At 71.5% G+C, this 21988-nt stretch carries 22 protein-coding genes; 12 read left to right on the forward strand and 10 right to left on the reverse strand.

Annotation, left to right across the window (positions count from 1 at the left end; all coding sequences use genetic code 11):
- Nucleotides 1-2 precede the first annotated feature (2 nt).
- Nucleotides 3-578 (forward strand): TetR/AcrR family transcriptional regulator, encoded by a 576-nt coding sequence (locus tag ACZ66Z_RS06685; RefSeq protein ID WP_469932908.1) that lies wholly within the window; start codon nt 3-5, stop codon nt 576-578.
- A gap of 10 nt (nt 579-588) precedes the next feature.
- On the opposite strand, the gene ACZ66Z_RS06690 is transcribed toward ACZ66Z_RS06685, so the two are convergent.
- The gene (locus tag ACZ66Z_RS06690; protein ID WP_469933192.1) at nt 589-1632 is read right to left on the reverse strand and encodes a family 2 encapsulin nanocompartment cargo protein polyprenyl transferase; all 1044 of its coding nucleotides are present in this window, start codon (nt 1630-1632) and stop codon (nt 589-591) included.
- 154 nt (nt 1633-1786) lie between these two features.
- Complete coding sequence (locus ACZ66Z_RS06695; RefSeq protein WP_469932909.1) at nt 1787-3199, reverse strand: family 2B encapsulin nanocompartment shell protein; 1413 nt, start codon at nt 3197-3199, stop codon at nt 1787-1789.
- Between the two features lie 253 nt (nt 3200-3452).
- Between ACZ66Z_RS06695 and ACZ66Z_RS06700 the strand changes: the two genes are divergently transcribed.
- Both ACZ66Z_RS06700 and ACZ66Z_RS06705 read left to right on the forward strand, forming a co-directional pair.
- Entirely contained in the window at nt 3453-4043 is a 591-nt protein-coding gene (locus tag ACZ66Z_RS06700) for an N-acetylmuramoyl-L-alanine amidase (protein WP_469932910.1), read from the forward strand.
- Between the two features lie 41 nt (nt 4044-4084).
- Complete coding sequence (locus tag ACZ66Z_RS06705) at nt 4085-5089, forward strand: 1-aminocyclopropane-1-carboxylate deaminase/D-cysteine desulfhydrase (protein ID WP_469932911.1); 1005 nt, start codon at nt 4085-4087, stop codon at nt 5087-5089.
- On the opposite strand, the gene ACZ66Z_RS06710 is transcribed toward ACZ66Z_RS06705, so the two are convergent.
- Entirely contained in the window at nt 5086-6681 is a 1596-nt protein-coding gene (locus ACZ66Z_RS06710) for a Na+/H+ antiporter (RefSeq protein WP_469932912.1), read from the reverse strand. The genes ACZ66Z_RS06705 and ACZ66Z_RS06710 overlap by 4 nt on opposite strands.
- A 40-nt stretch (nt 6682-6721) precedes the next feature.
- On the opposite strand from ACZ66Z_RS06710, the gene ACZ66Z_RS06715 reads away from it, so the two are divergent.
- The 3 genes from ACZ66Z_RS06715 to ACZ66Z_RS06725 all read left to right on the forward strand — a co-directional run bounded on the left by ACZ66Z_RS06715 (nt 6722) and on the right by ACZ66Z_RS06725 (nt 8707).
- The gene (locus ACZ66Z_RS06715; protein ID WP_469932913.1) at nt 6722-6982 is read left to right on the forward strand and encodes a UBP-type zinc finger domain-containing protein; all 261 of its coding nucleotides are present in this window, start codon (nt 6722-6724) and stop codon (nt 6980-6982) included.
- Between the two features lie 292 nt (nt 6983-7274).
- Complete coding sequence (locus tag ACZ66Z_RS06720) at nt 7275-7688, forward strand: ATP-binding protein (protein WP_030688746.1); 414 nt, start codon at nt 7275-7277, stop codon at nt 7686-7688.
- A 77-nt stretch (nt 7689-7765) separates the two neighbouring features.
- Entirely contained in the window at nt 7766-8707 is a 942-nt protein-coding gene (locus ACZ66Z_RS06725; RefSeq protein ID WP_469932914.1) for an RNA polymerase sigma factor SigF, read from the forward strand.
- Nucleotides 8708-8711: 4 nt separating this feature from the next.
- On the opposite strand, the gene ACZ66Z_RS06730 is transcribed toward ACZ66Z_RS06725, so the two are convergent.
- Nucleotides 8712-9134: a hypothetical protein gene (locus ACZ66Z_RS06730; RefSeq protein ID WP_469932915.1), complete on the reverse strand. Its 423-nt coding sequence runs from the start codon at nt 9132-9134 to the stop codon at nt 8712-8714.
- Between the two features lie 112 nt (nt 9135-9246).
- On the opposite strand from ACZ66Z_RS06730, the gene ACZ66Z_RS06735 reads away from it, so the two are divergent.
- Together ACZ66Z_RS06735 and ACZ66Z_RS06740 are read left to right on the forward strand one after the other, a co-directional pair.
- Entirely contained in the window at nt 9247-10215 is a 969-nt protein-coding gene (locus ACZ66Z_RS06735; RefSeq protein WP_469932916.1) for a diacylglycerol/lipid kinase family protein, read from the forward strand.
- 317 nt (nt 10216-10532) lie between these two features.
- Complete coding sequence (locus tag ACZ66Z_RS06740; RefSeq protein ID WP_003953983.1) at nt 10533-10790, forward strand: WhiB family transcriptional regulator; 258 nt, start codon at nt 10533-10535, stop codon at nt 10788-10790.
- A gap of 143 nt (nt 10791-10933) precedes the next feature.
- Here the strand turns inward: ACZ66Z_RS06740 and ACZ66Z_RS06745 are convergent, their stop codons facing one another.
- Nucleotides 10934-12400, reverse strand: coding sequence for a sensor histidine kinase (locus tag ACZ66Z_RS06745; protein WP_469932917.1), 1467 nt, complete (start codon nt 12398-12400; stop codon nt 10934-10936).
- Nucleotides 12401-12819: 419 nt separating this feature from the next.
- Complete coding sequence (locus ACZ66Z_RS06750) at nt 12820-12984, reverse strand: hypothetical protein (RefSeq protein WP_469932918.1); 165 nt, start codon at nt 12982-12984, stop codon at nt 12820-12822.
- Between the two features lie 218 nt (nt 12985-13202).
- Between ACZ66Z_RS06750 and nagB the strand changes: the two genes are divergently transcribed.
- Nucleotides 13203-13988 (forward strand): glucosamine-6-phosphate deaminase, encoded by a 786-nt coding sequence (nagB, locus tag ACZ66Z_RS06755; protein WP_469932919.1) that lies wholly within the window; start codon nt 13203-13205, stop codon nt 13986-13988.
- 84 nt (nt 13989-14072) lie between these two features.
- On the opposite strand, the gene ACZ66Z_RS06760 is transcribed toward nagB, so the two are convergent.
- The 4 genes from ACZ66Z_RS06760 to ACZ66Z_RS06775 form a co-directional block, all read right to left on the reverse strand.
- Entirely contained in the window at nt 14073-15596 is a 1524-nt protein-coding gene (locus ACZ66Z_RS06760; RefSeq protein ID WP_469932920.1) for a glycoside hydrolase family 3 protein, read from the reverse strand.
- Nucleotides 15597-15605: 9 nt separating this feature from the next.
- Nucleotides 15606-16442 (reverse strand): carbohydrate ABC transporter permease, encoded by an 837-nt coding sequence (locus ACZ66Z_RS06765; RefSeq protein ID WP_469933193.1) that lies wholly within the window; start codon nt 16440-16442, stop codon nt 15606-15608.
- A gap of 29 nt (nt 16443-16471) precedes the next feature.
- Nucleotides 16472-17494, reverse strand: coding sequence for a carbohydrate ABC transporter permease (locus ACZ66Z_RS06770; RefSeq protein WP_469932921.1), 1023 nt, complete (start codon nt 17492-17494; stop codon nt 16472-16474).
- 137 nt (nt 17495-17631) lie between these two features.
- Nucleotides 17632-18927 carry an extracellular solute-binding protein gene (locus ACZ66Z_RS06775; RefSeq protein WP_469932922.1) on the reverse strand — a complete coding sequence of 432 codons (1296 nt, stop codon included), beginning with the start codon at nt 18925-18927 and terminating at the stop codon, nt 17632-17634.
- 285 nt (nt 18928-19212) lie between these two features.
- Between ACZ66Z_RS06775 and ACZ66Z_RS06780 the strand changes: the two genes are divergently transcribed.
- From ACZ66Z_RS06780 to mctP, 3 genes are all read left to right on the forward strand, one after another.
- Nucleotides 19213-19977: a GntR family transcriptional regulator gene (locus ACZ66Z_RS06780; RefSeq protein WP_469933194.1), complete on the forward strand. Its 765-nt coding sequence runs from the start codon at nt 19213-19215 to the stop codon at nt 19975-19977.
- Nucleotides 19978-20090: 113 nt separating this feature from the next.
- Nucleotides 20091-20345 carry a DUF3311 domain-containing protein gene (locus ACZ66Z_RS06785; protein WP_467117309.1) on the forward strand — a complete coding sequence of 85 codons (255 nt, stop codon included), beginning with the start codon at nt 20091-20093 and terminating at the stop codon, nt 20343-20345.
- Nucleotides 20342-21964: a monocarboxylate uptake permease MctP gene (mctP, locus tag ACZ66Z_RS06790; RefSeq protein WP_469932923.1), complete on the forward strand. Its 1623-nt coding sequence runs from the start codon at nt 20342-20344 to the stop codon at nt 21962-21964. The genes ACZ66Z_RS06785 and mctP overlap by 4 nt, the downstream gene beginning before the upstream one ends.
- The last annotated feature ends 24 nt before the right edge of the window (nt 21965-21988 follow it).

Genomic DNA, 21988 nt, shown 5'->3' on the forward strand with positions numbered 1-21988 from the left:
CCATGGCGAGAAACCCGGAACGCCGCACGGCCCTGCTCGACGCCGCGATCGAGGTCCTGGCGGACGAAGGCGCCCGCGGGCTGACCTTCCGGGCGGTCGACGCCCGGGCGGGCGTCCCCACGGGCACCTCGTCCAACTACTTCACCGACCGCGACCAGCTGCTCTCCCAGGTCGGCGACCGGATCTTCGTCCGGCTCACCCCGGACCCGGAGGCCGCGGCGGCCGCCATGCGGCCCGCACCCAGCCGGCAGCTGGTGCTCGACCTGATGCGCTGGATCGCCCGGCGACTGGCCGCCGAACGCACCTGTTACCTCGGGCTCTTCGAGCTCCGCCTCGAAGCCGTCCGCCGCCCCGAGCTGAGGAGCCAGCTCACCAAGGTGCTCCGGTCCGACCTGGACGCGAACGTCCAGGGGCACCTCGCCGCCGGGATGCCCGGCGACGCGGACACGGTCCGGCTGCTGTACTTCGCCCTCACCGGGCTGCTCCTCGACCACTTCACGGTCCCGGGGGTCCTGGGCGACCGGGACCTGGACGACATGATCGAGACCGTGGTCGCCCGGATCGTCCCCGCCATGTGAGGCCGGACCGTCAGGACGTACGCCGCGTGACGAACTCCGCGAGGGCGAGCAGGTCCTCCGCCGCCGCCAGGTCCGGCACCGCCCGGTCCAGGTGCTCGACGGCGCGGCCCATGCGCTCGGCCGCCTGGGCCTGCGCCCAGTCACGGCCACCGGCCCGCTCGACGGCGTCCGCCGCCGCCCGTACCGCCACCGCGTCGAGGGCCGGCCGGGAGTACAGCTCGGCCAGCTCCTCCCCCGCCGGGGTGCCGGAGGTGAGCGCCGCCACCACGGGGAGCGACTTCTTGTGGGCGACGAGGTCGGCGCCGGCCGGCTTGCCCGTGCGGTCCGGGTCGCCCCAGATGCCGATGAGGTCGTCGATCAGCTGGAAGGCGAGACCGGCCTCCCGGCCGAAGGCGTCCATCGCCGCGACCTCCTCCTCTCCCGCGCCCGCATAGAGCGCGCCGAGGGCGCAGGAACAGCCGAGCAGGGCGCCCGTCTTGGCGGTGGCCATGGCCAGGCACTCGTCGAGGGAGACCTCGCGCGGGTCGCGCTGCTCGAAGGCGCAGTCGGCCTGCTGGCCCGCGCAGAGCTCGATGATGCAGGCGGCGAGGCGCGCGGAGGCCGCGGCGGAGGCCGGGTGCGGATCCTCGGCGAGCAGCCGCAGGGCCAGTGCGCTCATGGCGTCGCCGGCCATGAGCGCGTCGGGGACGCCGAAGACGGTCCAGGCGGTGGGCCGGTGCCGCCGGGTCGGGTCCTCGTCGACGATGTCGTCGTGGAGCAGGGTGAAGTTGTGCGCGAGCTCCACCGCCGCCGCGGCCTTCACCGCCCGGGTCTCGTCGGCGCCGAGGGCGCGGGCCGCCGCGAGGACCAGGGCGGGCCGGATCGCCTTGCCCTGCCGCCCCGCGTCCGGGGTGCCGTCGGCGCGCTCCCAGCCGAAGTGGTACATCGCCACCCGCCGTATGGAGCCCGGCAGGGACTCGACGGTCGAGCGCAGTTGGGGATGGACGGCGGTGCGCGTCCGGTCCAGGAGCGTCACGGCCCCCTGGCCGCCGGCGGCGGCGCCCGTGCTGGTCATGGTCACGGTCTTTTCCTTCACGTCCTTCGCGGCGGTTCCGCACGACGGCTCTTCGCCGTGCGGGGCCGGGGTGTGCCCGGGGCCGGGGTGCGCCCGGGGCCGGGGTGCGCCCGGGGGCGGGGAGGTTCGGTCCCCGCCCCCGGGCGCCGCCGGCTCAGCGCCAGCGGCTGACCTCGACGTTCTCCAGGACGCCGAGGGCGTCCGGGACGAGGATCGCCGCCGAGTAGTAGGCCGTGACCAGGTAGGAGATGATCGCCTGCTCGTCGATGCCCATGAAGCGGACGGAGAGGCTGGGCTCGATCTCGTCGGGGAGGCCGGTCTGGTGCAGACCGATGACGCCCTGGTCGGCCTCGCCGGTGCGCATGCAGATGATCGAGGTGGTCCGGGCGTCCGAGACCGGGATCTTGTTGCACGGGTAGATCGGCACCCCGCGCCAGGTCGGGATGCGGTTGCCCGCGATCTCGATCGTCTCGGGCACGAGTCCGCGCTTGTTGAGCTCGCGGCCGAAGGCGGCGATGGCGCGGGGGTGGGCGAGGAACATCTTGGAGCCCCGGCGGCGGGAGAGCAGCTCGTCCAGGTCGTCCGGGCCGGGGACGCCGTCGTGCGGCTGGAGCCGCTGCCCGTAGTCGCAGTTGGAGAGGAGGCCGAACTCCTTGTTGTTGACGAGCTCGTACTCCTGGCGCTCGCGGAGCGCCTCGACCGTGAGCCGCAGCTGCTGCTCGGTCTGGTTCATCGGCTGGTTGTAGAGGTCGGCGACGCGGCTGTGGACCTTCAGCACGGTCTGGGCGACGCTCAGCTCGTACTCGCGGGGCGAGGCCTCGTAGTCGACGTAGGTGTGCGGGACGACCGCCTCGCCGACGTGGCCGGCGGAGAGGTCGATGGCCGCCTCGCCGTACGTGTTGGTGCGCTGCTCGGGCATCGCCGCCACGCCCGCGAGGTGGTCGGCGAGCGAGCCGACGCGCTCCGCGAGGTTCCGCACGTCGTCCCGGGTGAGCTCCAGGATCGTGCAGGAGGTGGCGGCCCGGGCGGTCCAGTCCCAGGTGGCGCCCTCGCCGATCAGCGCGGACTCGCCGAGGTAGGCGCCGTCGGCGAGGACGCCGAGCACGGCCTCGTCGCCGTAGGGCCCCTCGCCGATCTGCTCGATGCGGCCGTGCGCGAGGAGGTGCACCCGGTCGGTGGGGGCACCCGCCACGGCGATGGTCTCGCCCGCCGCGTACTCCCGCTGGGTGCAGCGGGCCGCGAGCTCGGTCAGCGCGGCCTCGTCCTCGTAGCCGCGCAGCGCGGGGAGTTCGCCGAGTTCGGCGGGGATCACCGCGACGCGCTCACCGGTCTGGACGAAGGTGACGCGGCCGTCACCCACGGAGTAGCTGAGCCTCCGGTTCACCCGGTACGTGCCGCCCTGCACCTGGACCCACGGCAGCGTCCGCAGCAGCCACCGGGAGGTGATCTCCTGCATCTGCGGGGCCGACTTGGTGGTCGTGGCGAGGTTCCGCGCGGCGGCGGTGCCGAGACTCTGCTGCGGGGCCTGATCCGCGCGGACCTCGTCGCCAACCGAACCAACGGACATGGAACTCCCTCTCGTATGACTGAGTTGCGGGAGAAGCCTTTCAGCACGGAACGTGCCCGCGCCATTACACATTCGAGTGGGACTGTTCGACGATCTTCGGGGCATGTCACGCGATTTCCATCCGAACAGCGCAGCCCCACGCGTCCCCTGACGTCCTGTCCGGATCGGTTCGCACGCGGTCCGAACGGATGGCAGCGGAGCGACGGACTCCGGTACTCCGGAGGTCCACCCCGTCCTCCGGAAGGAGTCGGTCATGGCCTCACCCATGTCCGCGAACAGATTCCTCGGCGCACTGCGCGGCGAGGGCCTCGCGGTCGTCCAGGTCGGCGCCTGGTCCACCCACAACCGCAACCACAAGGGCCCCTGGGGGCCGGTGCACGGCGTGATGATCCACCACACCGTGACCCGCGGCACCGCGAACACCGTCCGGATCTGCCGGGACGGCTACGAGGGCCTCCCGGGGCCGCTCTGCCACGGCGTGATCGCCAAGGACGGCACGGTCCACCTCGTCGGCTACGGGCGGGCCAACCACGCGGGGCTCGGTGACGACGAGGTCCTCCGGGCGGTCATCGCCGAGCGGCGGCTGCCGCCGGACGACGAGGCCACCACGGACGGCAACCGGCACTTCTACGGCTTCGAGTGCGAGAACCTCGGCGACGGCGAGGACCCATGGCCGAAGGTCCAGCTGGAGGCCATCGCGAAGGCGGCGGCGGCCGTCTGCCGGGCGCACGGCTGGACGCACCGCTCGGTCATCGGACACCTGGAGTGGCAGCCGGGCAAGTCGGACCCGCGCGGGTTCACGATGGCGTCCATGCGGGAGCGGATCGCCGACCTGCTGCGCTGACCCGCCGGCCGGCCCGGCCGAGGGGCGGCGAGAATGGCCGGGTGAACGCGTTCGACCCGTCCCGTCTGCGGCCCCGGCTCCCCTCGCCCCTGGAGCCGGTGGAGGACGGGCGCTTCGCCCGGCGCGGCCTCACGCTGCTGCTGAAGCGCGAGGACCTCATCCACCCCGACCTGCCGGGCAACAAGTGGCGCAAGCTCGTGCTCAACCTGCGCGAGGCGGCCGGCCGGCCCGTCCTCACCTTCGGCGGCGCGTACTCCAACCACCTGCGGGCGACGGCCGCCGCCGGCCGGCTGCTCGGCTTCCCCACGGTCGGGGTGGTCCGCGGCGACGAGCTGGCCGGGCGGCCGCTCAACCCGTCGCTCGCGCGGTGCGCGGCGGACGGGATGCGCCTCGAGTTCGTAGACCGGGCCACGTACCGCGCGAAGAACGACCCGGCCACGCTCGCGGCGCTCCTGGAGCGGGCCCCCGCGGGCGCGTACGTGGTCCCGGAGGGCGGCAGCAACGCGCTCGCCGTCCACGGGTGCGTGGAGCTGGGTCGCGAGCTCGCCGGGGCGGCGGACGCGGTCGCGGTCGCCTGCGGCACGGGCGGCACCCTGGCGGGGCTCGCGGCCGGGCTCTCACCCGGGCAGAGGGCGTTGGGCGTCCCGGTCCTCAAGGGCGGCTTCCTCGGCGGGGAGGTCCGTGCCCTCCAGGAGGCGGCCTTCGGCGGACCGCGCGGGGAGTGGAGCCTGGACGAGCGCTTCCACGGCGGGGGCTACGCGCGCGTGTCCCCCGCCCTGGAGGCGTTCGCACAGGACTTCGAGGAGCGGCATGAACTCGCCATCGAGCGGCTCTATGTAGCCAAAATGCTGTACGGCCTGACGACCCTCGCGGAGGAGGGCGCCTTCCCGGCGGGCACCCGGCTGGCGGCGGTGATCACGGGCGCCCCGGAGGCCGGGGCACGGGACGCCGGGACTCCGGGGGGCGGGCCGCGGGACGCCGGGGCTCCGGGGGGCGGGCCGCGGGACGCCGGGGCTCCGGGGGGCCGGGCGCCGGAGGTCTCCTAGTCGTCCGCCTCCCGGTAGGCCGCCGCCTCCTCCAGGTCGAGGCGGCGGAGCAGGGTGCGCATCATCTCGTCGTCGATCCGGCGGGCGTCGCGCAGCTGGACGAAGACCTCGCGCTCCGCGTCGATCACCTCGCGCGAGAGCCGCCGGTAGGTGTCGTCCGCGGTCTCCCCCGTGATCGCGTTGACCGCGCCGAGCCGTTCCCACACGGCGTTGCGGCGCCGCTCCAGGACCGTGCGCAGCCGGTCGGCGAGGGGCTTCGGCAGGGTGTTGCGCTCGTCGGCGAGGAGCGCGTCGAGGCGCTCCTCGGCGGCCCGCGAGGCCTCGCTCTGGGCCTGCGCCTCGGCCAGGGTCTCGGCGTACCGGTCGCGTCCGGGGAGCTTCAGGAGCCGGATGAGCGGCGGCAGGGTGAGGCCCTGCACCACGAGGGTGCCGATCACGGTGGTGAAGGTGAGGAAGAGGACGAGGTTGCGGGCCGGGAACCGCTCCCCGTCGGCGACGACGGGGATGGAGAAGGCGATGGCCAGGGAGACCACGCCGCGCATGCCGGCCCAGCCGACGACGAGCGGCGCCCGCCAGTCCACCTCGGGCTCCCGCTCCCGGATGCGCGGGGAGGTCCAGCGGGGCAGGAAGGTCGCGGGGTAGACCCAGACGAACCGGACGACGACCACGGCGACGAAGACCCCGACCGCGTACCGGGCCGCCTCCCCGATGCCGTACCGGCCGAGTCCCTCGACGACGTACGGCAGCTGGAGGCCGATCAGGGCGAAGACGGAGGACTCCAGGACGAAGGCGACCATCTTCCAGACGGCCTCCTCCTGGAGCCGGGTCGCGAAGTCGACCTTCCAGGCCTTGTGACCGAGGAAGAGGCCGACCACGACGACCGCGAGGACGCCGGAGGCGCCGACCTCCTCGGCGGCGGCGTACGCGATGAACGGGATGAGCAGGGACAGGGTGTTCTGGAGGAGGGCCTCGCGCAGATGCGTGCGGAGCCAGTGGATCGGGACCATCAGGACCAGGCCGATGCCGATGCCACCGAGCGCGGCGAGCGCGAACTCCCCGAAGCCGCCGGCCCAGCTGACCCCCTCGCCGACGGCGGCCGCGAGGGCGACCTTGTACGCGGTGATCGCGGTGGCGTCGTTCACGAGGGACTCGCCCTGGAGGATCGTGGTGATCCGGTGCGGCAGCCCGAGCCTGCGGGCGATGGCGGTGGCGGCGACCGCGTCCGGCGGGGCGATCACGGCGCCGAGCACCAGGGCGGCGGTGAGCGGCAGATCGGGCACGAGGACGTAGGCGAGCCAGCCCACGGCCACGGTGGCGAAGAGGACGTACCCGACGGAGAGCAGCGCGACGGGCCGGATGTTGGCCCGCAGGTCGAGGTACGAGGAGTCGACCGCGGCCGTGTAGAGGAGCGGGGGCAGGATCAGCGGGAGCACGATGTGCGGGTCGAGGGTGTAGTCGGGCACCCCCGGGACGTACGAGGCGGCGAGGCCGACCGCGACGAGCAGCAGCGGGGCGGGCACCGGGGTCCTGCGGGCGGACCCGGCCACGGCGGCGCTCACCGCCACCAGTGCCACCAGCTGTAGTGCGTCCATCTCCGACCCCGTTCCCCTGCCGCAACGTAACCTGGCCATCATGAGTGAGTGCCTCCACCTGGCCGAAATGCCGCGCCCCGAGCCCGTGCCGCTGGCCGACACCTGTCCCGAGTGCCTGGCGGACGGCACGCACCCGGTCCAGCTGCGGCTCTGTCTGAGCTGCGGACACGTGGGCTGCTGCGACTCCTCGCCGGGGCAGCACGCGACGGGGCACTTCTCCTCGACCGGGCACCCGGTGATGCGGACCTTCGAACCGGGCGAGTCCTGGCGCTGGTGCTTCGTCGACGGCTCGATCGTCTGACGGCGGGCGTGCCGTCCCCGCGGCCGGCGGTCACGGACGCGCGGTCGTCCCGCGGCCGGTGCGGTCACGGACGGTTCGACCGCCCGGACGCTGGGTACGTCACCCCTCCGCGGATTCTCCGCGGCTGCCGGTGCGGGGGCGAGGAGACCGTCGGTCTCCGGGGCTCACGGCGACACGGCAGGATGGATCGCGATAGCGTCACGGCGGACCGCGCAGGCTCCCTGCGTACCGCCCGGTCCGGGGGCCTCTCCCCCCGGACCCCGAATGAGCTTGTGCCACCTTGGAGGTGAGGGTGTCCCAGATCGCAGGCGAGCCCGGGACCCAGGACTTCGTGGAAGTCCGGCTGCCCGCTGCGGGTGCCTATCTGTCCGTGCTGCGTACGGCCACGGCCGGCCTCGCGGCGCGCTTGGACTTCACCCTCGACGAGATCGAGGACTTGCGGATCGCGGTCGACGAGGCCTGCGCCATCCTGCTCCAGCAGGCCGTGCCGGGGTCCGTCCTCAGCTGTGTCTTCCGGCTGATCGACGACTCCCTCGACGTGACGGTCTCCGCCCCGACGACGGACGGCCGGGCGCCCGAGCGGGACACCTTCGCGTGGACCGTGCTGTCGGCGCTGGCCGGAAAGGTGGAGTCGTCGGTGGCCGATGACCGCACGGTCTCGATCAGCCTGTACAAACAGCGCGGCGCGGGGCCAGGCCCGGCGTGAGGAGCGGGGACGCGACGGCCGGCATCCCTGAGCAGCAGGCGCGGCCGAACAGGGTCGCTACGGAGCAGGCGGACCAGATGAGCGAGCACGAGCAGCACCCCGAGGTTCCCGAGGCACCGGGAGTCTCCGAGGCCCCCGCGGGTCCCGAGGCGCCGGCCCCCGACGAGGCCGGGGCGGCCGGGGCGGCTCCGGTGGCGGAGAAGGCCGAGGACGACGACGAGGACGGCGACGACGAGGGGCCGGACGCCCGCGCCGTCCCGGACCCGCACGACCGGAGCGGCGCCCGCGCCCTCTTCGTCCGGCTGCGCGAGCTGCCCGAGGGCTCCCCGGAGAAGGGGGAGCTGCGCAACCGGCTGGTACGCATGCACCTGCCTCTGGTGGAGCACCTGGCCCGGCGCTTCCGCAACCGCGGCGAGCCGCTGGACGACCTGACGCAGGTGGCGACGATCGGTCTGATCAAGTCGGTCGACCGGTTCGACCCGGAGCGCGGGGTGGAGTTCTCCACGTACGCGACGCCGACGGTCGTCGGCGAGATCAAGCGCCACTTCCGTGACAAGGGGTGGGCGGTCCGGGTGCCGCGCCGGCTCCAGGAGCTGCGGCTCTCGCTGACCACGGCGACGGCGGAGCTCTCCCAGCAGCACGGCCGCTCGCCGACGGTGCACGAGCTGGCGGAGCGGCTCGGGATCTCCGAGGAGGAGGTCCTGGAGGGGCTGGAGTCGGCCAACGCCTACTCGACGCTCTCGCTGGACGTCCCGGACACGGACGACGAGTCGCCGGCGGTGGCGGACACGCTGGGCGCGGAGGACGAGGCCCTGGAGGGGGTCGAGTACCGGGAGTCGCTCAAGCCGCTCCTGGAGGACCTGCCGCCGCGGGAGAAGCGGATCCTGCTGCTTCGCTTCTTCGGGAACATGACCCAGTCGCAGATCGCGCAGGAGGTGGGCATTTCACAGATGCACGTTTCTCGCCTGCTGGCTCGGACCCTGGCGTCGCTTCGGGAGAAGCTTCTGGTGGAGGAGTAGCCCGTCAGGCCTCCTGGCCGGGGCGCCGGATGCCGAGCGCCTCGGTCGTGGCCGGGTTCAGGAGGAGGACGAGGCCGGTCACGGCGAGGGCCGCGACGACGATGCCGTAGGGGATCACGCCGTCGGTCCGGAGCATCTGCCAGGCGACCGGCAGGGCGAGGACCTGGGTGATCACGGCCGGGCCGCGGCTCCAGGAGCGCATCCGCCACAGCCCGCGGGCGGCGGCGAGCGGGATCAGGCCGAGTGCGACCACCGTCACGCCGCCGGTCACGCCGCTGGTGGGGTCACCGCCGCCGGAGCCCCCGTCGAGGAGGGCCCGCACCAGCATGTAGACGCCTCCGGCGAGGAGCCCGAGGGCCTCGACGAGGACCACGCCCGCGGCGGCGGTCAGGCGGGCGGGGCGGGGGGTCTGCTCCGTACTGCTCATGGAGGGCAGCGTAACGGGGGCGGCCGGAGAACCGGGTCCGGGATCCCGGCGGAGACGTCCGGGGATCGGGCTGGACTGGGCCCGGTACCGCCGGGTAGGTACGCTGGCGCTCATGCGCGCACTTCTCGTGGTCAATCCGGCAGCCACCACCACCAGTGCCCGCACCCGTGACGTGCTCATCCACGCGCTGGCAAGCGAGATGAAGCTGGAGGCGGTCACCACCGAGTACCGCGGACACGCGCGTGACCTGGGCCGACGGGCCGCCGAGGCCGGGAACATCGACCTGGTCGTGGCCCTCGGCGGCGACGGCACGGTGAACGAGGTCGTCAACGGACTCCTGCACGACGGGCCCGATCCGGACCGGCTGCCGAGCCTCGCGGTGGTCCCCGGCGGCTCGACCAACGTCTTCGCCCGCGCCCTCGGACTGCCGAACGACGCCGTCGAGGCGACCGGCGCCCTGCTCGACGCGTTGCGTGAGCGGCGGTCACGGACGGTGAGCCTCGGGCTGGCGTCCGGGACGCCGGGAACCGAGGACGAGGCGGTGCCCGAACGCTGGTTCACCTTCTGCGCCGGGCTCGGTTTCGACGCGAGCGTCATCGGCCGGGTCGAACAGCAGCGCGAGCGCGGGAAGAGATCGACGCACGCCCTCTACCTGCGCCAGGTGGTGCGCCAGTTCCTGGGGGAGCCGAACCGCCGGCACGGCACGATCACCTTGGAGCGCCCCGGCGCGGAGCCGGTCGAGGACCTGGTCCTCTCCATAATCTGCAACACCTCCCCCTGGACCTACCTGGGCAATCGCCCGGTGTACGCGTCCCCGGAGGCGTCCTTCGAGACCGCGCTGGACGTGCTCGGGCTGCGCCGGCTCTCCACCCCGGCGGTGGCCCGTTACGGTGCCCAGCTGCTCACCTCGACCCCGGACCGGGGTCCGCGCGGCAGGCATGCCGTATCTCTGCACGACCTGACCGACTTCACCTTGCATTCGAAGGTTCCCCTCCCTCTGCAGATGGACGGAGACCACCTCGGACTGCGTACGAGCGTGACGTTCACAGGCGTACGCCGTGCACTGCGTGTGATTGTGTGAGTGGAAGGGCCCAAAGTCCTTTCACTCGAACGTTTAGGCGCGCATCCACCCCTTAGAAGTACGGCTGTGACCTAGCCGACACCGAGGAATCAAAAAAAACTTTCCGGAAGGGGTTGTATCCGCCCCTGGGGTTTGGGAGTCTCTTCTTGGCGATCGGGACGGCCCGCAACACCGGCCTCCACTGAGAGCCAGAACCCCTCCTCAGCACAAGGACCACACCAGTTCACCTGGCAGTCGGCCCTTCCCTTGCGGAGGGATTCGTGAAAGCGTTCACATTCACAAGCAACTCGCACGTAACACCGAGAGAGGTAGCAGCCATGGACTGGCGTCACAACGCCGTTTGTCGTGAGGAAGACCCCGAGCTGTTCTTCCCCATCGGCAACACCGGTCCTGCGCTGCTGCAGATCGAGGAAGCCAAGGCCGTCTGCCGCCGCTGCCCCGTCATGGAGCAGTGCCTGCAGTGGGCGCTCGAGTCCGGCCAGGACTCCGGCGTCTGGGGTGGCCTCAGCGAGGACGAGCGCCGCGCGATGAAGCGCCGTGCCGCTCGCAACCGGGCGCGTAACGCCAGCGCCTGAGCCACCTGCACAGCCTGAGGCACGCGGCGCGTACATCGCGTACGCAATCACCGCCCCCGAGCCGCAGCGCGCAGCAGTAACCCACAGCATTCGAGCCCCGGACCGATTCCCTTCGGTCCGGGGCTCGCTGCTGTGAACTCCCCTTATTTCTGCGGCTGTACGGGGATGTCGAGGACCACCTTCGTGCCGCGCCCGGCGCCCGGCAGCATGTCGAAGGAACCGCCCAACTCCCCTTCCACCAGGGTCCGTACGATCTGCAGGCCGAGGTTGCCGGCCCGCTGCGGGTCGAAGCCCTCGGGCAGGCCGCAGCCGTCGTCCTGGACCGTGATCAGGAGCCGGGCGTCCGTCCGGGTCTCGCCCCGCACGGCACTGACCTCGACCGTGCCCCGCTCCCCCTGCGCGAAGGCGTGTTCGAGCGCGTTCTGCAGGATCTCGGTGAGGACCATGGAGAGCGGGGTGGCGACCTCGGCGTCGAGGATGCCGAAGCGGCCGTTGCGCCGGCAGCTGACCTTGCCCGGGGAGATCTCGGCGACCATCGCGATGACCCGGTCGGCGATCTCGTCGAACTGCACCCGCTCGTCCAGGTTCTGGGACAGCGTCTCATGGACGATGGCGATCGAACCGACGCGCCGCACGGCCTCGTTGAGGGCCTCGCGGCCCCGGTCGGAGTCCATCCGGCGGGCCTGGAGGCGGAGCAGGGCGGCCACCGTCTGGAGGTTGTTCTTCACCCGGTGGTGGATCTCCCGGATGGTGGCGTCCTTGGTAATCAACTCGCGCTCGCGGCGGCGCAGTTCGGTGACGTCCCGGAGCAGGACGAGCGAACCGATCCGGGTTCCCTTGGGCTTGAGCGGGATCGCCCGCAGCTGGATCACTCCGCCGTTGCCCTCGACCTCGAACTCGCGGGGCGCGTAGCCGGAGGCCAGCTTGACCAGGGCTTCGTCCACCGGGCCCCGGGAGGGGGCGAGTTCGGCGGTGATCTGGCCGAGGTCCTGGCCGACCAGGTCGGCGGCGAGGCCGAGCCGGTGGTACGCGGAGAGGGCGTTCGGCGAGGCGTACTGGACGACGCCCTCGGCGTCGAGACGGACGAGACCGTCGCCGGCGCGCGGCGAGGAGTCCATGTCGACCTGCTCGCCGGGGAAGGGGAACGCTCCGGCGGCGATCATCTGGGCGAGGTCGGAGGCCGACTGGAGGTAGGTGAGCTCCAGTCGGGAGGGGGTGCGGACGGTCAGCAGGTTGGTGTTGCGGGCGATGACGCCGAGCACCCGGCCCTCGCGGCGCACGGGGATGGACTCGACCCGCACCGGGACCTCCTCGCGCCACTCCGGGTCGCCCTCGCGGACGATCCGGCCCTCGTCGAGGGCGGCGTCGAGCAGCGGGCGGCGGCCGCGCGGAACCAGGTGGCCGACCATGTCGTCCTGGTAGGAGGTCGGGCCGGTGTTGGGCCGCATCTGGGCGACGGAGACGTACCGCGTGCCGTCGAGGGTGGGGACCCAGAGCACGAGGTCGGCGAAGGAGAGGTCGGAGAGCAGCTGCCACTCCGACACCAGCAGATGGAGCCACTCGAGGTCGGAGTCGCTCAGGGCGGTGTGCTGGCGGACGAGGTCGTTCATGGAGGGCACGGTGCGAGCGTACCTGCGGAATTACAGGGGCCGTGAACCTGGATCTGCGGGGCTCCGTGTTGGAGGATGGGCCGGGAAGGACCGTGTTCCTGTGGATGGACAGACAATAATGGTCTAGTCCACAATGAAAAATACAGAGCCTCCGTCCTCCCCGCACAGGAGGATGGAACGAGGTACCCGGCGCTCTCTGCCCTGACTGCGCCGAGACCTCCCCCACGGCCGAGGGACCGCACACCCCCGGCCGGGCAACTCCGGGCTGCGGTGCCGGGCGGGCCGAGGGTCCCGCCGGGCGCCGCGGCCCGCGGGTTTTCCGGGGCCTCTCGCCCCCGGTCCGCCGACGGACCGCGCCCCCCCCAGGCGGACCGAGTCTCCCCAGGCGGACCGAGTCTCCCCAGGCGGACCGCGTCCCCTCAGGCCGGCCAGGCGCGCATCGCCGTTTCCGCCACCGCGGCCAGTTCCTCCGCCGTCGCCCCGTCGCGGGTCCGCAGGGACTCCTCGACCTCCGGGGTCGGGCGGTTCACGGCCGCGGAGATCACCGGCCGGCCGAGCGGATGGCCGGGCTCCGTGAAGAGCACGGCGGCGAAGGACGCGGCCGCCGCGATCGAGGAGGCCCGGGCGGGGCGGGGCGGGGTTCGAGTGGCTGGTGGGGCGGGTGCGGTCGACGATGGAGGCGGCGCCGTCCGCGGGGCGGAACGGCATGAGGAGAGGGCCTCCCCTCTGCTAGATTTGACCTTAGATTGGTCTATACCACACGGTCCTTTCAGCAGCCCCTCACCAGATCGGCAGGCACAGCGTGGAAGTTGTCATCGTCAAGGACGCCGAGGCCGGCGGCGAGCTCATCGCGGACGGCATCGCCGACCTCCTGCGCCGCAAGCCCGACGCGCTGCTCGGCGTGGCCACGGGCTCGACCCCGATCCCGATCTACGACGCCCTCGTCGCCCGGGTGTCCGCCGGCGCCGTGGACGCCTCCCGGGCGCGGATCGCCCAGCTGGACGAGTACGTCGGCCTGCCCGCGGGGCACCCGGAGTCGTACCGCTCCACCGTGCTCCGCCAGGTCGTCGAGCCGCTCGGGCTCTCCCCGGAGGCCTTCATGGGTCCCGACGGCTCCGCCGAGGACGTCCTGGCGGCCTGCGAGGCCTACGACAAGGCGCTGGTCGACGCCGGCGGCGTGGACCTGCAGATCCTCGGCATCGGCACCGACGGGCACATCGGCTTCAACGAGCCGTGCTCCTCGCTCGCCTCCCGCACCCGGATCAAGACGCTCACCGAGCAGACCCGCGTGGACAACGCCCGCTTCTTCGACGACGACATCGAGCAGGTGCCGCACCACGTCATCACCCAGGGCATCGGCACCATCCTGGAGGCCCGCCACCTGGTGCTGCTCGCCACCGGCGAGGGCAAGGCCGAGGCCGTGGCGCAGACCGTCGAGGGCCCCGTGGCCGCGCTCGTGCCGGCCTCCGCGCTGCAGCTGCACCCGCACGCCACGGTCGTCGTGGACGAGGCCGCCGCCTCCGAGCTGAAGCTCGCGGACTACTTCCGCCACACCTTCGCGAACAAGCCCGCCTGGCAGGGCATCTAGGACCCGTACGGGGAGGGGCCCGGGTACCTGTCCAGGTACCCGGGCCCCTCCCCGTCTCTCCTCAGGCCTTTCCCGGGCCTTTCCTCAGGAGCCGGTTCCGACGACGGCTTCGGCGGCGGCGCGGCCGCAGACCCGGGCCGCGCCGTGGGTGGCGATGTGCAGGGCCCCGCGGGGCTCCGCCTCGTTGAGGCCCATCTCGACCACGACGGTGTCGGGGCGGGCGGCGAGGAGGCCGTCCAGGGCCCGGGTCATCCACGGGTGCCGGTGGGCGTCCCGTACGACCGCCACGATCCGCCGCTCCCCCGCGGCGGCCAGGACGGCGTCCACGGACGACTCGCCGTACGAGCCGCCCTCCGTGCCGGGCAGCAGGCGCTCCAGCTCGGCCGCGACGCCCCAGGGCGTCTCGTCGCCGACCGCGAAGTTCGCGACCGGGGTGAAGGAGGCCACGTAGGGGGCGCCGGTCACCGGTGTGTGGGGCCGCTCCCCCCGGGTCACCTTCAGGGCCCGGCGGGCCGCGACGAGTCCGATGTCGGCGCCGGGCGCGGTCCCCTCCTGCACTGCCGCGCCCGGCACCGAACCAGCCCCCCTGGCCCGGTGCGCCTGGGTCCAGGCCGCCAGGGCGCGCACGCGCGCCGCGGCGTCGGCCAGCCGCTCCTCGGGCAGTTCACCGGTCCGCACCGCGTCGACGAGGGCGTCCCGCAGCCGCAGCACGGTGCCCTCGTCGCACAGCCCGCCGCCGACGCAGATGGCGTCGGCGCCCGCGGCGATCGCGAGGACGGATCCGCGCTCGATGCCGTACGTCGCCGCGACGGCCCGCATCTCCATGCCGTCGGTGACGATCAGCCCCTCGAAGCCCAGCTCCTGGCGCAGCAGACCGGTGAGGATCTGCGGGCTCAGGGTGGCCGGACGACGGGGGTCGAGCGCGGAGAGCAGAATATGCGCGCTCATGACCGCTTTGGTACCCGCGGCGACGGCCGCGCGGAAAGGCACCAGCTCACGGGTGTGCAGTGTGGCGAGGTCCACATCGATCCGGGGCAGCGCGTCGTGCGAATCGACGTTGGTGTCGCCGTGTCCGGGGAAGTGCTTCGTGCAGGCCGCGACCCCGACGCCCTGGAGGCCGTCGACGTACGCCACGGTGTGCCGGGCGACCAGGTCCGGGTCCGGTCCGAAGGAGCGGACGCCGATGACCGGGTTCTCGGCGTTGGAGTTGACGTCCGCCGAGGGCGCCCAGTTCAGGTCGACGCCGCACTCCACGAGCCGGCGGCCGAGCTCGCGGGCGACGGCCCGGGTGAGCTCGACGTCGTCGACGCTGCCCAGCGCGTAGTTGCCGGGGAAGGACGAGCCCTGCTTGACCTCCAGGCGGGTGACGTCCCCGCCCTCCTCGTCGATGGCGACGAGGACGTCGTCCCGCTCGGCGCGCAGCCGCCCGGTGAGGGCGGCGAGCTGCTCGGGATCGGCGATGTTGCGGCCGAAGAGTCCGACCGAGGAGAGGCCCTCGCCGATGCGGCGGAGCAGCCAGTCGGGGGCGGTGGTGCCGACGAAGCCGGGCTGGAGGACCGTGAGCGCGTCACGGGTCAGGGTGTCCGCGCCGCGTACGAGTGTGGTCATGGAGAGCCGTTATCCCTTCACCGCGCCGGCGGTCATGCCGCCGACGGCCTTGCGCTGGAGGAAGAGGAAGACGATGAGCACGGGGAGGGCGAAGAGCGTGGAGGCGGCCATGGTGGCCCCCCAGTCGCTGCCGAAGGCGGTCTGGAACTGGGTCAGCCAGAGCGTCAGGGTCTGCGACTCCTTCTCCTTGTTCAGCATGAGGATCATGGCGAACTCGTTCCAGGCGGTGATGAAGCCGAAGAGCGAGGTCGACATCAGGCCGGGCGCGAGCAGCGGGAAGATCACCTTGCGGAAGGCCTGGCCGCGGGTGCAGCCGTCGATCTGCGCGGCCTCCTCCAGTTCGACCGGGACGGCGGCGATGAAGCCGCGCAGGGTCCAGATCGTGAAGGGGAGGACCATGACGAAGTAGATGAGCGTGAGCATCGGGATGCTGTTCAGCAGGTCGTTCTCACGGGAGATCATGTACATCGCGATGACCATGACCTCCCAGGGGGCCATCTGCGCCATCATCACGACGAGGACGATGCCCTTGCGCCCCTTGAACTTGAGGCGGGCGATCGCGAAGCTCGCGGCCAGGGCGACGACCAGGGCGAGGAGCACGGCGCCGATGGTGACCGTGAGGCTGTTGGTGACGTACGTCCAGAACAGGTCGACGCCGGTCGCGGTCTTGTAGTTCTCGAACGTCGGCGTGAAGACGAAGACCGGGTCCTTGGTCATGATCTCGTGCTGCGGCTTCAGCGAGGACGAGAACATCCAGTAGACCGGGAAGACGAACACGACCGCGATCAGGAGGGCGCCGAGGTTCTTGGCGACCGCGGCGACGGTGAGCGGCTTCCTGGTGCGCAGCTTCTGCGGGGTCGGGGTGGTGGCGGTGCTCACAGCTGCTCCTCCTCCTTCAGGATCAGGCGGAAGTAGAAGGACATGACCGCGATGAGCATCACGATCGTCAGGATGGAGATGGCGGCGGCGACACCGTAGTGGAACTGTCCGACGCCCTCGATGTAGGCGAAGACCGGGAGCGTCTCCGAACCGCGGTCGGGGCCGCCCAGGTTCATGGCGTAGACCTGCGCGAACGCCTTGAAGATCCAGATGATCTCCAGGAACGTCGTGATCATGAAGAAGGACCGGAGGTTCGGGAAGACCACGGCCCAGAAGGTCCGCCAGCCGCTCGCGCCGTCCATCTTCGCGGCCTCGTACAGCTCGGAGCCGATGGTGGTCAGGCCGGCGTACATGTTGAGGGCGACGAACGGGACGGAGCCCCAGACGAGCAGGATCAGGACGATGACCAGGGTGGAGAAGCCGGTCTCGAACCAGTTGTGCTGGTCGTAGCCGGAGAAGCCCAGCGTGCGCATCAGCCAGTTCACGACGCCGAACTGCTCGTCGAAGAGCCAGCGGAAGACCGTGACGGAGGCGACGATCGGCATGGCCCAGGCGAACATCAGGGCCAGGGAGAGGACCAGGCGCATCTTCTTGCCGAGGCGGTTGAGCAGCAGGCCGATGCCCGTGCCGATCGCCATGATGAGGGCGACGTTGACGGCCGTGAAGACGACGCTGCGGACGACGACGGTCCAGAAGTCCGCGTCGCCGAGGAGGCCGGTGTAGTTGTCGAAGCCGGTCCAGACCGTCTCGCGGGTGATGAACTCCTTCCGGTTGAGCTGCTGGAAGGAGAGGATCACGTTGCGGATCAGCGGGTAGAGCAGCAGCACCGCCATGGACAACAGGGCCGGCGCGACGAGCAGGTAGGGCAGCACCCCGCCGGGCAGGGAGCGCCTGCCTCGTGGAGGCTGAAGGACTGCCTTCGGGCCCGGAGGGGGTGGCGGAGTCTGCGACTTCCCTGCCGCCCTCCCGGGCGCGTCCTGGGGACCGGCGGTCGCCGTCCCCTGGGAGTCCACGGTCATGGTCTCATTCCTCGCGGTTCTGGGGCTCCCGCGCCCACCGGGGCACGGCCCGGGGGAGCGGGCCGCTGATCACTGCATCGCTGCGACGCCCCGGTGGTGCGGCCGGTGCGGACCGGCCGCACCACCGGGGCCGTGGATCACTGCTGGTTGATGCGCTCGTCGATGACCTTGTCGGCCGCCTCGCCGGCCTTCTTGGCGTCCTCGCCCTTCAGGACCTTGGTCATGTAGTCCTTGATCGGGTTCGGGGCGGTCTCGACGTTCGCCCAGCCCGGGGTGACCGGGGTGACCTTGCCGGAGACGGAGGAGGCGGCCATGGCCTCGGCGAAGGAGCCCGCGGCCGGCTTGAACTGCGCGGAGTCGGTGTTGGGAAGCAGCGCGCCCTCGGTGGCGGCGGCGTACTTCGTCATGAACTCCTTGCCGGCGGCGAGGGCCAGCCACTCCTTCGCGAGGTCCTTGTTCTTGGAGCGCTCGGCGATGGCGAGGTTCGAGCCGCCGAGGAAGACGGAGCCCGGCTTGTCGGCGGTCTTGCCCGGGATCGGGAAGTAGCCGAAGTCGGCGGTCTTGCCGGCCTTCTTCATGGCGTCGATCGCGCCGCCGGCCTCCCAGCCGAGGCCGATCCAGGACGCCACGCCGCCCTTGGGGACGATGTCGGTGGACTGCTGCGGGGTCGCCTCGTCCTTGTCCTTCGGAGCGGTCGAGTAGGACGCCAGCTCCTTGTAGAAGTTCATGGCGCTGACGGCCTCGGGGGAGGACAGGTTGCCCTTCCACTTGTCGCCGTCCTTGACCGCGAGGTCGCTGCCCTCGTCCCAGACGAGGCCGGCGAGGACGTACCAGGACTGACCCGGCAGGTAGATGGCCTGCGACTTGGGGTCGGACGCCTTGAGCTTCTTCAGGCCGTCGATCCACTCGGCGCGGGTCTTCGGCGGGGTGACGCCGGCCTTCTTGAAGGCGGCCTTGTCGTAGACGACGACGCGGTTGGCGGCGTACCAGGGGGCGGAGTAGAGCTTGCCGTCCAGCTCGTTGGAGGCGACCATGCCCTTGTTCCAGGCGTCGTAGCCGAGCGCGGCCTTGTCGCCGGAGAGGTCGGCGAGGCCGCCGGTGACCGCGTAGCCGGCGGTCTGCGTGTTGCCGAGCTCCAGGACGTCCGGCGGGGTGTCCTCGGAGAGGGCGGTGGTGACCTTCTCCTGGATGCCGTTCCAGATCTGCTTCTCGACCTTGACCTTGACGCCCGGGTGCTTGGCCTCGAAGGCCTTGTTCACCTCGGCCATCCAGGCGTCCGGAGCGGATCCGTCCATGACCCAGACGGTCAGGCTCTTGTCGCCGCCGGCAGTCCCCTTGCCGCCGTCCTTGCCGCTGTCGCTGTCCGAACCACACGCAGCGATGGAGACCATCATGCCCGCGACGCCGATCGCCGCGATGAGCTTGCGCTTCACGCCACCCTCCTCAGGGATGCCTGCAACCCCTGCCCACCGCGCGAAGACATACGTCAGGTAGTGCTCGTGGGGCTGGGACCTGGTCTTTAATGGTTTAGACCAGTACCCGGAGCTTGGCCTAGACCTTTAGGGGTGTCAAGGGTGTATAAGAAGGGCAGTCGCGTCCGTTATCGGACCGACACCTGAGGGAGGGCGACGACCCGTGACCGGTCCGTGCCACCATGTGAGCCGCGACAGACGGAGGAGCCGGTGACGGCAGCAGCACAGGACTCGGGAAGGCAGGCCATGGCCACGGACGCGGGCAGTACGGAGACAGAGGGCGGGACGCCGACCCGCACCGCGCGCGTGCCCAAGTACTACCGACTGAAGCGGCACCTGCTCGACATGACGGAGACCCTGCCGCCCGGCACGCCGGTCCCGCCGGAGCGCACGCTCGCCGCCGAGTTCGACACCTCGCGCACCACCGTGCGCCAGGCGCTCCAGGAGCTGGTCGTCGAGGGCCGGCTCGAGCGCATCCAGGGCAAGGGCACCTTCGTGGCCAAGCCCAAGGTCTCGCAGGCCCTGCAACTCACCTCCTACACGGAGGACATGCGCGCCCAGGGCCTGGAGCCCACCTCGCAGCTCCTCGACATCGGGTACGTCACGGCCGACGACACCCTCGCCGGGCTGCTCGACATCTCGGCCGGCGGCCGGGTGCTCCGCATCGAGCGCCTGCGCCTGGCGAGCGGCGAGCCGATGGCGATCGAGACCACCCACCTGTCGGCGAAGCGCTTCCCCGCGCTGCGCCGCTCGCTGGTGAAGTACACCTCGCTCTACACGGCGCTCGCCGAGGTCTACGACGTGCACCTCGCCGAGGCCGAGGAGACCATCGAGACCTCCCTCGCCACCCCGCGCGAGGCCGGGCTGCTCGGCACGGACGTGGGCCTGCCGATGCTGATGCTCTCCCGCCACTCGCTGGACGCCCGGGGCGAGCCGGTGGAGTGGGTGCGGTCCGTCTACCGCGGCGACCGGTACAAGTTCGTGGCGCGCCTCCAGCGCCCCAACGGCTGAGGGCGCCCGCGACTGACGGTTGATCCGTTATACGGACGGGGGTTCCTAACAGCGGGACCGTCCCCTAGATTTCCTCGGCACCACGAGGTGATCAGTGAGGGGACGGTCTCGCCATGTCAGAACCGACACAAGGGAAACAACCGGTCATCACACCGGTGAGAGTGGTGATCGCGCTCTGCCTCTTCGCGCCGTTCGTCGCGATGCTCTGGGTGAGCTCCTACGCGAAGGTGGATCCGGCCTTCGCCGGCATCCCCTTCTTCTACTGGTACCAGATGCTCTGGGTCGTGATCTCGACCGCCCTGACCATGCTCGCGTACCAGCTCTGGAAGCGCGACCAGCGCGCCCGCAAGGGAGGTGACGCGCGATGAAGGACGGCGTGAACGGCGTGGCGCTCGGCGTCTTCGTCTTCTTCTTCCTGGCCGTCACGGTCATGGGCTTCCTGGCCGCGCGCTGGCGCAAGGCCGAGAACGAGCACAGCCTCGACGAATGGGGCCTGGGCGGCCGGTCGTTCGGCACCTGGGTCACCTGGTTCCTGCTCGGCGGCGACCTCTACACGGCGTACACCTTCGTCGCCGTCCCCGCGGCCATCTACGCGGCGGGCGCGGCCGGCTTCTTCGCCGTCCCGTACACGATCCTGGTGTACCCGCTGATCTTCACCTTCCTGCCGCGCCTCTGGTCGGTCTCGCACAAGCACGGGTACGTCACCACCTCCGACTTCGTGCGCGGCCGTTTCGGCTCCAAGGGCCTGTCGCTCGCGGTGGCGATCACCGGCATCCTCGCCACCATGCCGTACATCGCGCTCCAGCTCGTCGGCATCCAGGCCGTCCTGGACGTGATGGGCGTCGGCGGCGGCGAGGACACGAACTGGTTCGTCAAGGACCTGCCGCTGCTCATCGCCTTCGGCGTCCTCGCGGCGTACACGTACTCCTCCGGCCTGCGCGCCCCCGCGCTCATCGCCTTCGTCAAGGACACGCTGATCTACATCGTCATCGCGGTGGCGATCATCTACATTCCGATCAAGCTCGGCGGCTTCGACGAGATCTTCGACAAGGCGGGCGAGGCCTTCGCGCAGACCAACCCGGCGACCGGCAAGCCGCGCGGCGCGCTCGCCCCGGGCGAGGCGGGCCAGTGGACGTACGCGACGCTCGCGCTCGGCTCGGCCCTCGCGCTCTTCATGTACCCGCACTCCATCACGGCGACCCTGTCGTCCCGGAGCCGGAACGTCATCCGCCGCAACACCACGATCCTGCCGCTGTACTCGCTGATGCTGGGCCTGCTCGCGCTGCTCGGCTTCATGGCGATCGCCGCCGGCATCAAGGTCAAGAACGGCCAGCTCGCCATCCCGCAGCTCTTCGAGACCATGTTCCCGGACTGGTTCGCGGGCGTCGCGTTCGCCGCGATCGGCATCGGCGCGCTCGTCCCGGCCGCGATCATGTCGATCGCCGCGGCCAACCTCTTCACCCGCAACATCTACAAGGACTTCATCAGGAAGGACGCCACCCCGGCCCAGGAGACCAAGGTCTCCAAGCTGGTCTCCCTCCTGGTGAAGGTCGGCGCGCTCGTCTTCGTCCTCACCATGGACAAGACGGTCGCCATCAACTTCCAGCTGCTCGGCGGCATCTGGATCCTCCAGACCTTCCCGGCGCTCGTCGGCGGCCTGTTCACCCGCTGGTTCCACCGCTGGGCGCTGCTCGCCGGCTGGGCCGTCGGCATGGTCTACGGCACGGCCGCCGCGTACGGCGTCGCCAGCCCGACCCAGAAGCACTTCGGCGGCTCGGCCGCCGAGATCCCCGGCATCGGCGAGATCGGCTACATCGGCCTCACCGCCTTCGTGCTCAACGTCCTCGTCACGGTCGTCCTGACCTTCGTCCTCAAGGCCGTGAAGGCCCCCGAGGGCGTCGACGAGACCTCCCCGGAGGACTACACGGCGGACGCGGGCGACGCGGGCGTCCGACCCCTCCCGAAGGTCGGTGCCGAGACGCACTGACCGCGGAACACCCCGCGGGGGCAC

It is taken from the genome of Streptomyces sp. NPDC107498 (assembly GCF_055582805.1).

What these genes read in the sequence shown, in the direction of transcription:
- ACZ66Z_RS06725 (WP_469932914.1), top strand. Translation starts at nt 7,766, where the DNA reads ATGAGCGAGCACGAGCAGCACCCCGAGGTTCCCGAGGCACCGGGAGTC.
- ACZ66Z_RS06735 (WP_469932916.1), top strand. Translation starts at nt 9,247, where the DNA reads ATGCGCGCACTTCTCGTGGTCAATCCGGCAGCCACCACCACCAGTGCC.
- ACZ66Z_RS06690 (WP_469933192.1), bottom strand. Translation starts at nt 1,632, where the DNA reads ATGACCAGCACGGGCGCCGCCGCCGGCGGCCAGGGGGCCGTGACGCTC.
- ACZ66Z_RS06710 (WP_469932912.1), bottom strand. Translation starts at nt 6,681, where the DNA reads ATGGACGCACTACAGCTGGTGGCACTGGTGGCGGTGAGCGCCGCCGTG.
- ACZ66Z_RS06760 (WP_469932920.1), bottom strand. Translation starts at nt 15,596, where the DNA reads ATGACCACACTCGTACGCGGCGCGGACACCCTGACCCGTGACGCGCTC.
- ACZ66Z_RS06715 (WP_469932913.1), top strand. Translation starts at nt 6,722, where the DNA reads ATGAGTGAGTGCCTCCACCTGGCCGAAATGCCGCGCCCCGAGCCCGTG.
- ACZ66Z_RS06740 (WP_003953983.1), top strand. Translation starts at nt 10,533, where the DNA reads ATGGACTGGCGTCACAACGCCGTTTGTCGTGAGGAAGACCCCGAGCTG.
- ACZ66Z_RS06780 (WP_469933194.1), top strand. Translation starts at nt 19,213, where the DNA reads ATGGCCACGGACGCGGGCAGTACGGAGACAGAGGGCGGGACGCCGACC.
- ACZ66Z_RS06695 (WP_469932909.1), bottom strand. Translation starts at nt 3,199, where the DNA reads ATGTCCGTTGGTTCGGTTGGCGACGAGGTCCGCGCGGATCAGGCCCCG.
- ACZ66Z_RS06730 (WP_469932915.1), bottom strand. Translation starts at nt 9,134, where the DNA reads ATGAGCAGTACGGAGCAGACCCCCCGCCCCGCCCGCCTGACCGCCGCC.
- ACZ66Z_RS06685 (WP_469932908.1), top strand. Translation starts at nt 3, where the DNA reads ATGGCGAGAAACCCGGAACGCCGCACGGCCCTGCTCGACGCCGCGATC.
- mctP (WP_469932923.1), top strand. Translation starts at nt 20,342, where the DNA reads ATGAAGGACGGCGTGAACGGCGTGGCGCTCGGCGTCTTCGTCTTCTTC.
- ACZ66Z_RS06700 (WP_469932910.1), top strand. Translation starts at nt 3,453, where the DNA reads ATGGCCTCACCCATGTCCGCGAACAGATTCCTCGGCGCACTGCGCGGC.
- ACZ66Z_RS06745 (WP_469932917.1), bottom strand. Translation starts at nt 12,400, where the DNA reads ATGAACGACCTCGTCCGCCAGCACACCGCCCTGAGCGACTCCGACCTC.
- ACZ66Z_RS06770 (WP_469932921.1), bottom strand. Translation starts at nt 17,494, where the DNA reads ATGACCGTGGACTCCCAGGGGACGGCGACCGCCGGTCCCCAGGACGCG.
- ACZ66Z_RS06785 (WP_467117309.1), top strand. Translation starts at nt 20,091, where the DNA reads ATGTCAGAACCGACACAAGGGAAACAACCGGTCATCACACCGGTGAGA.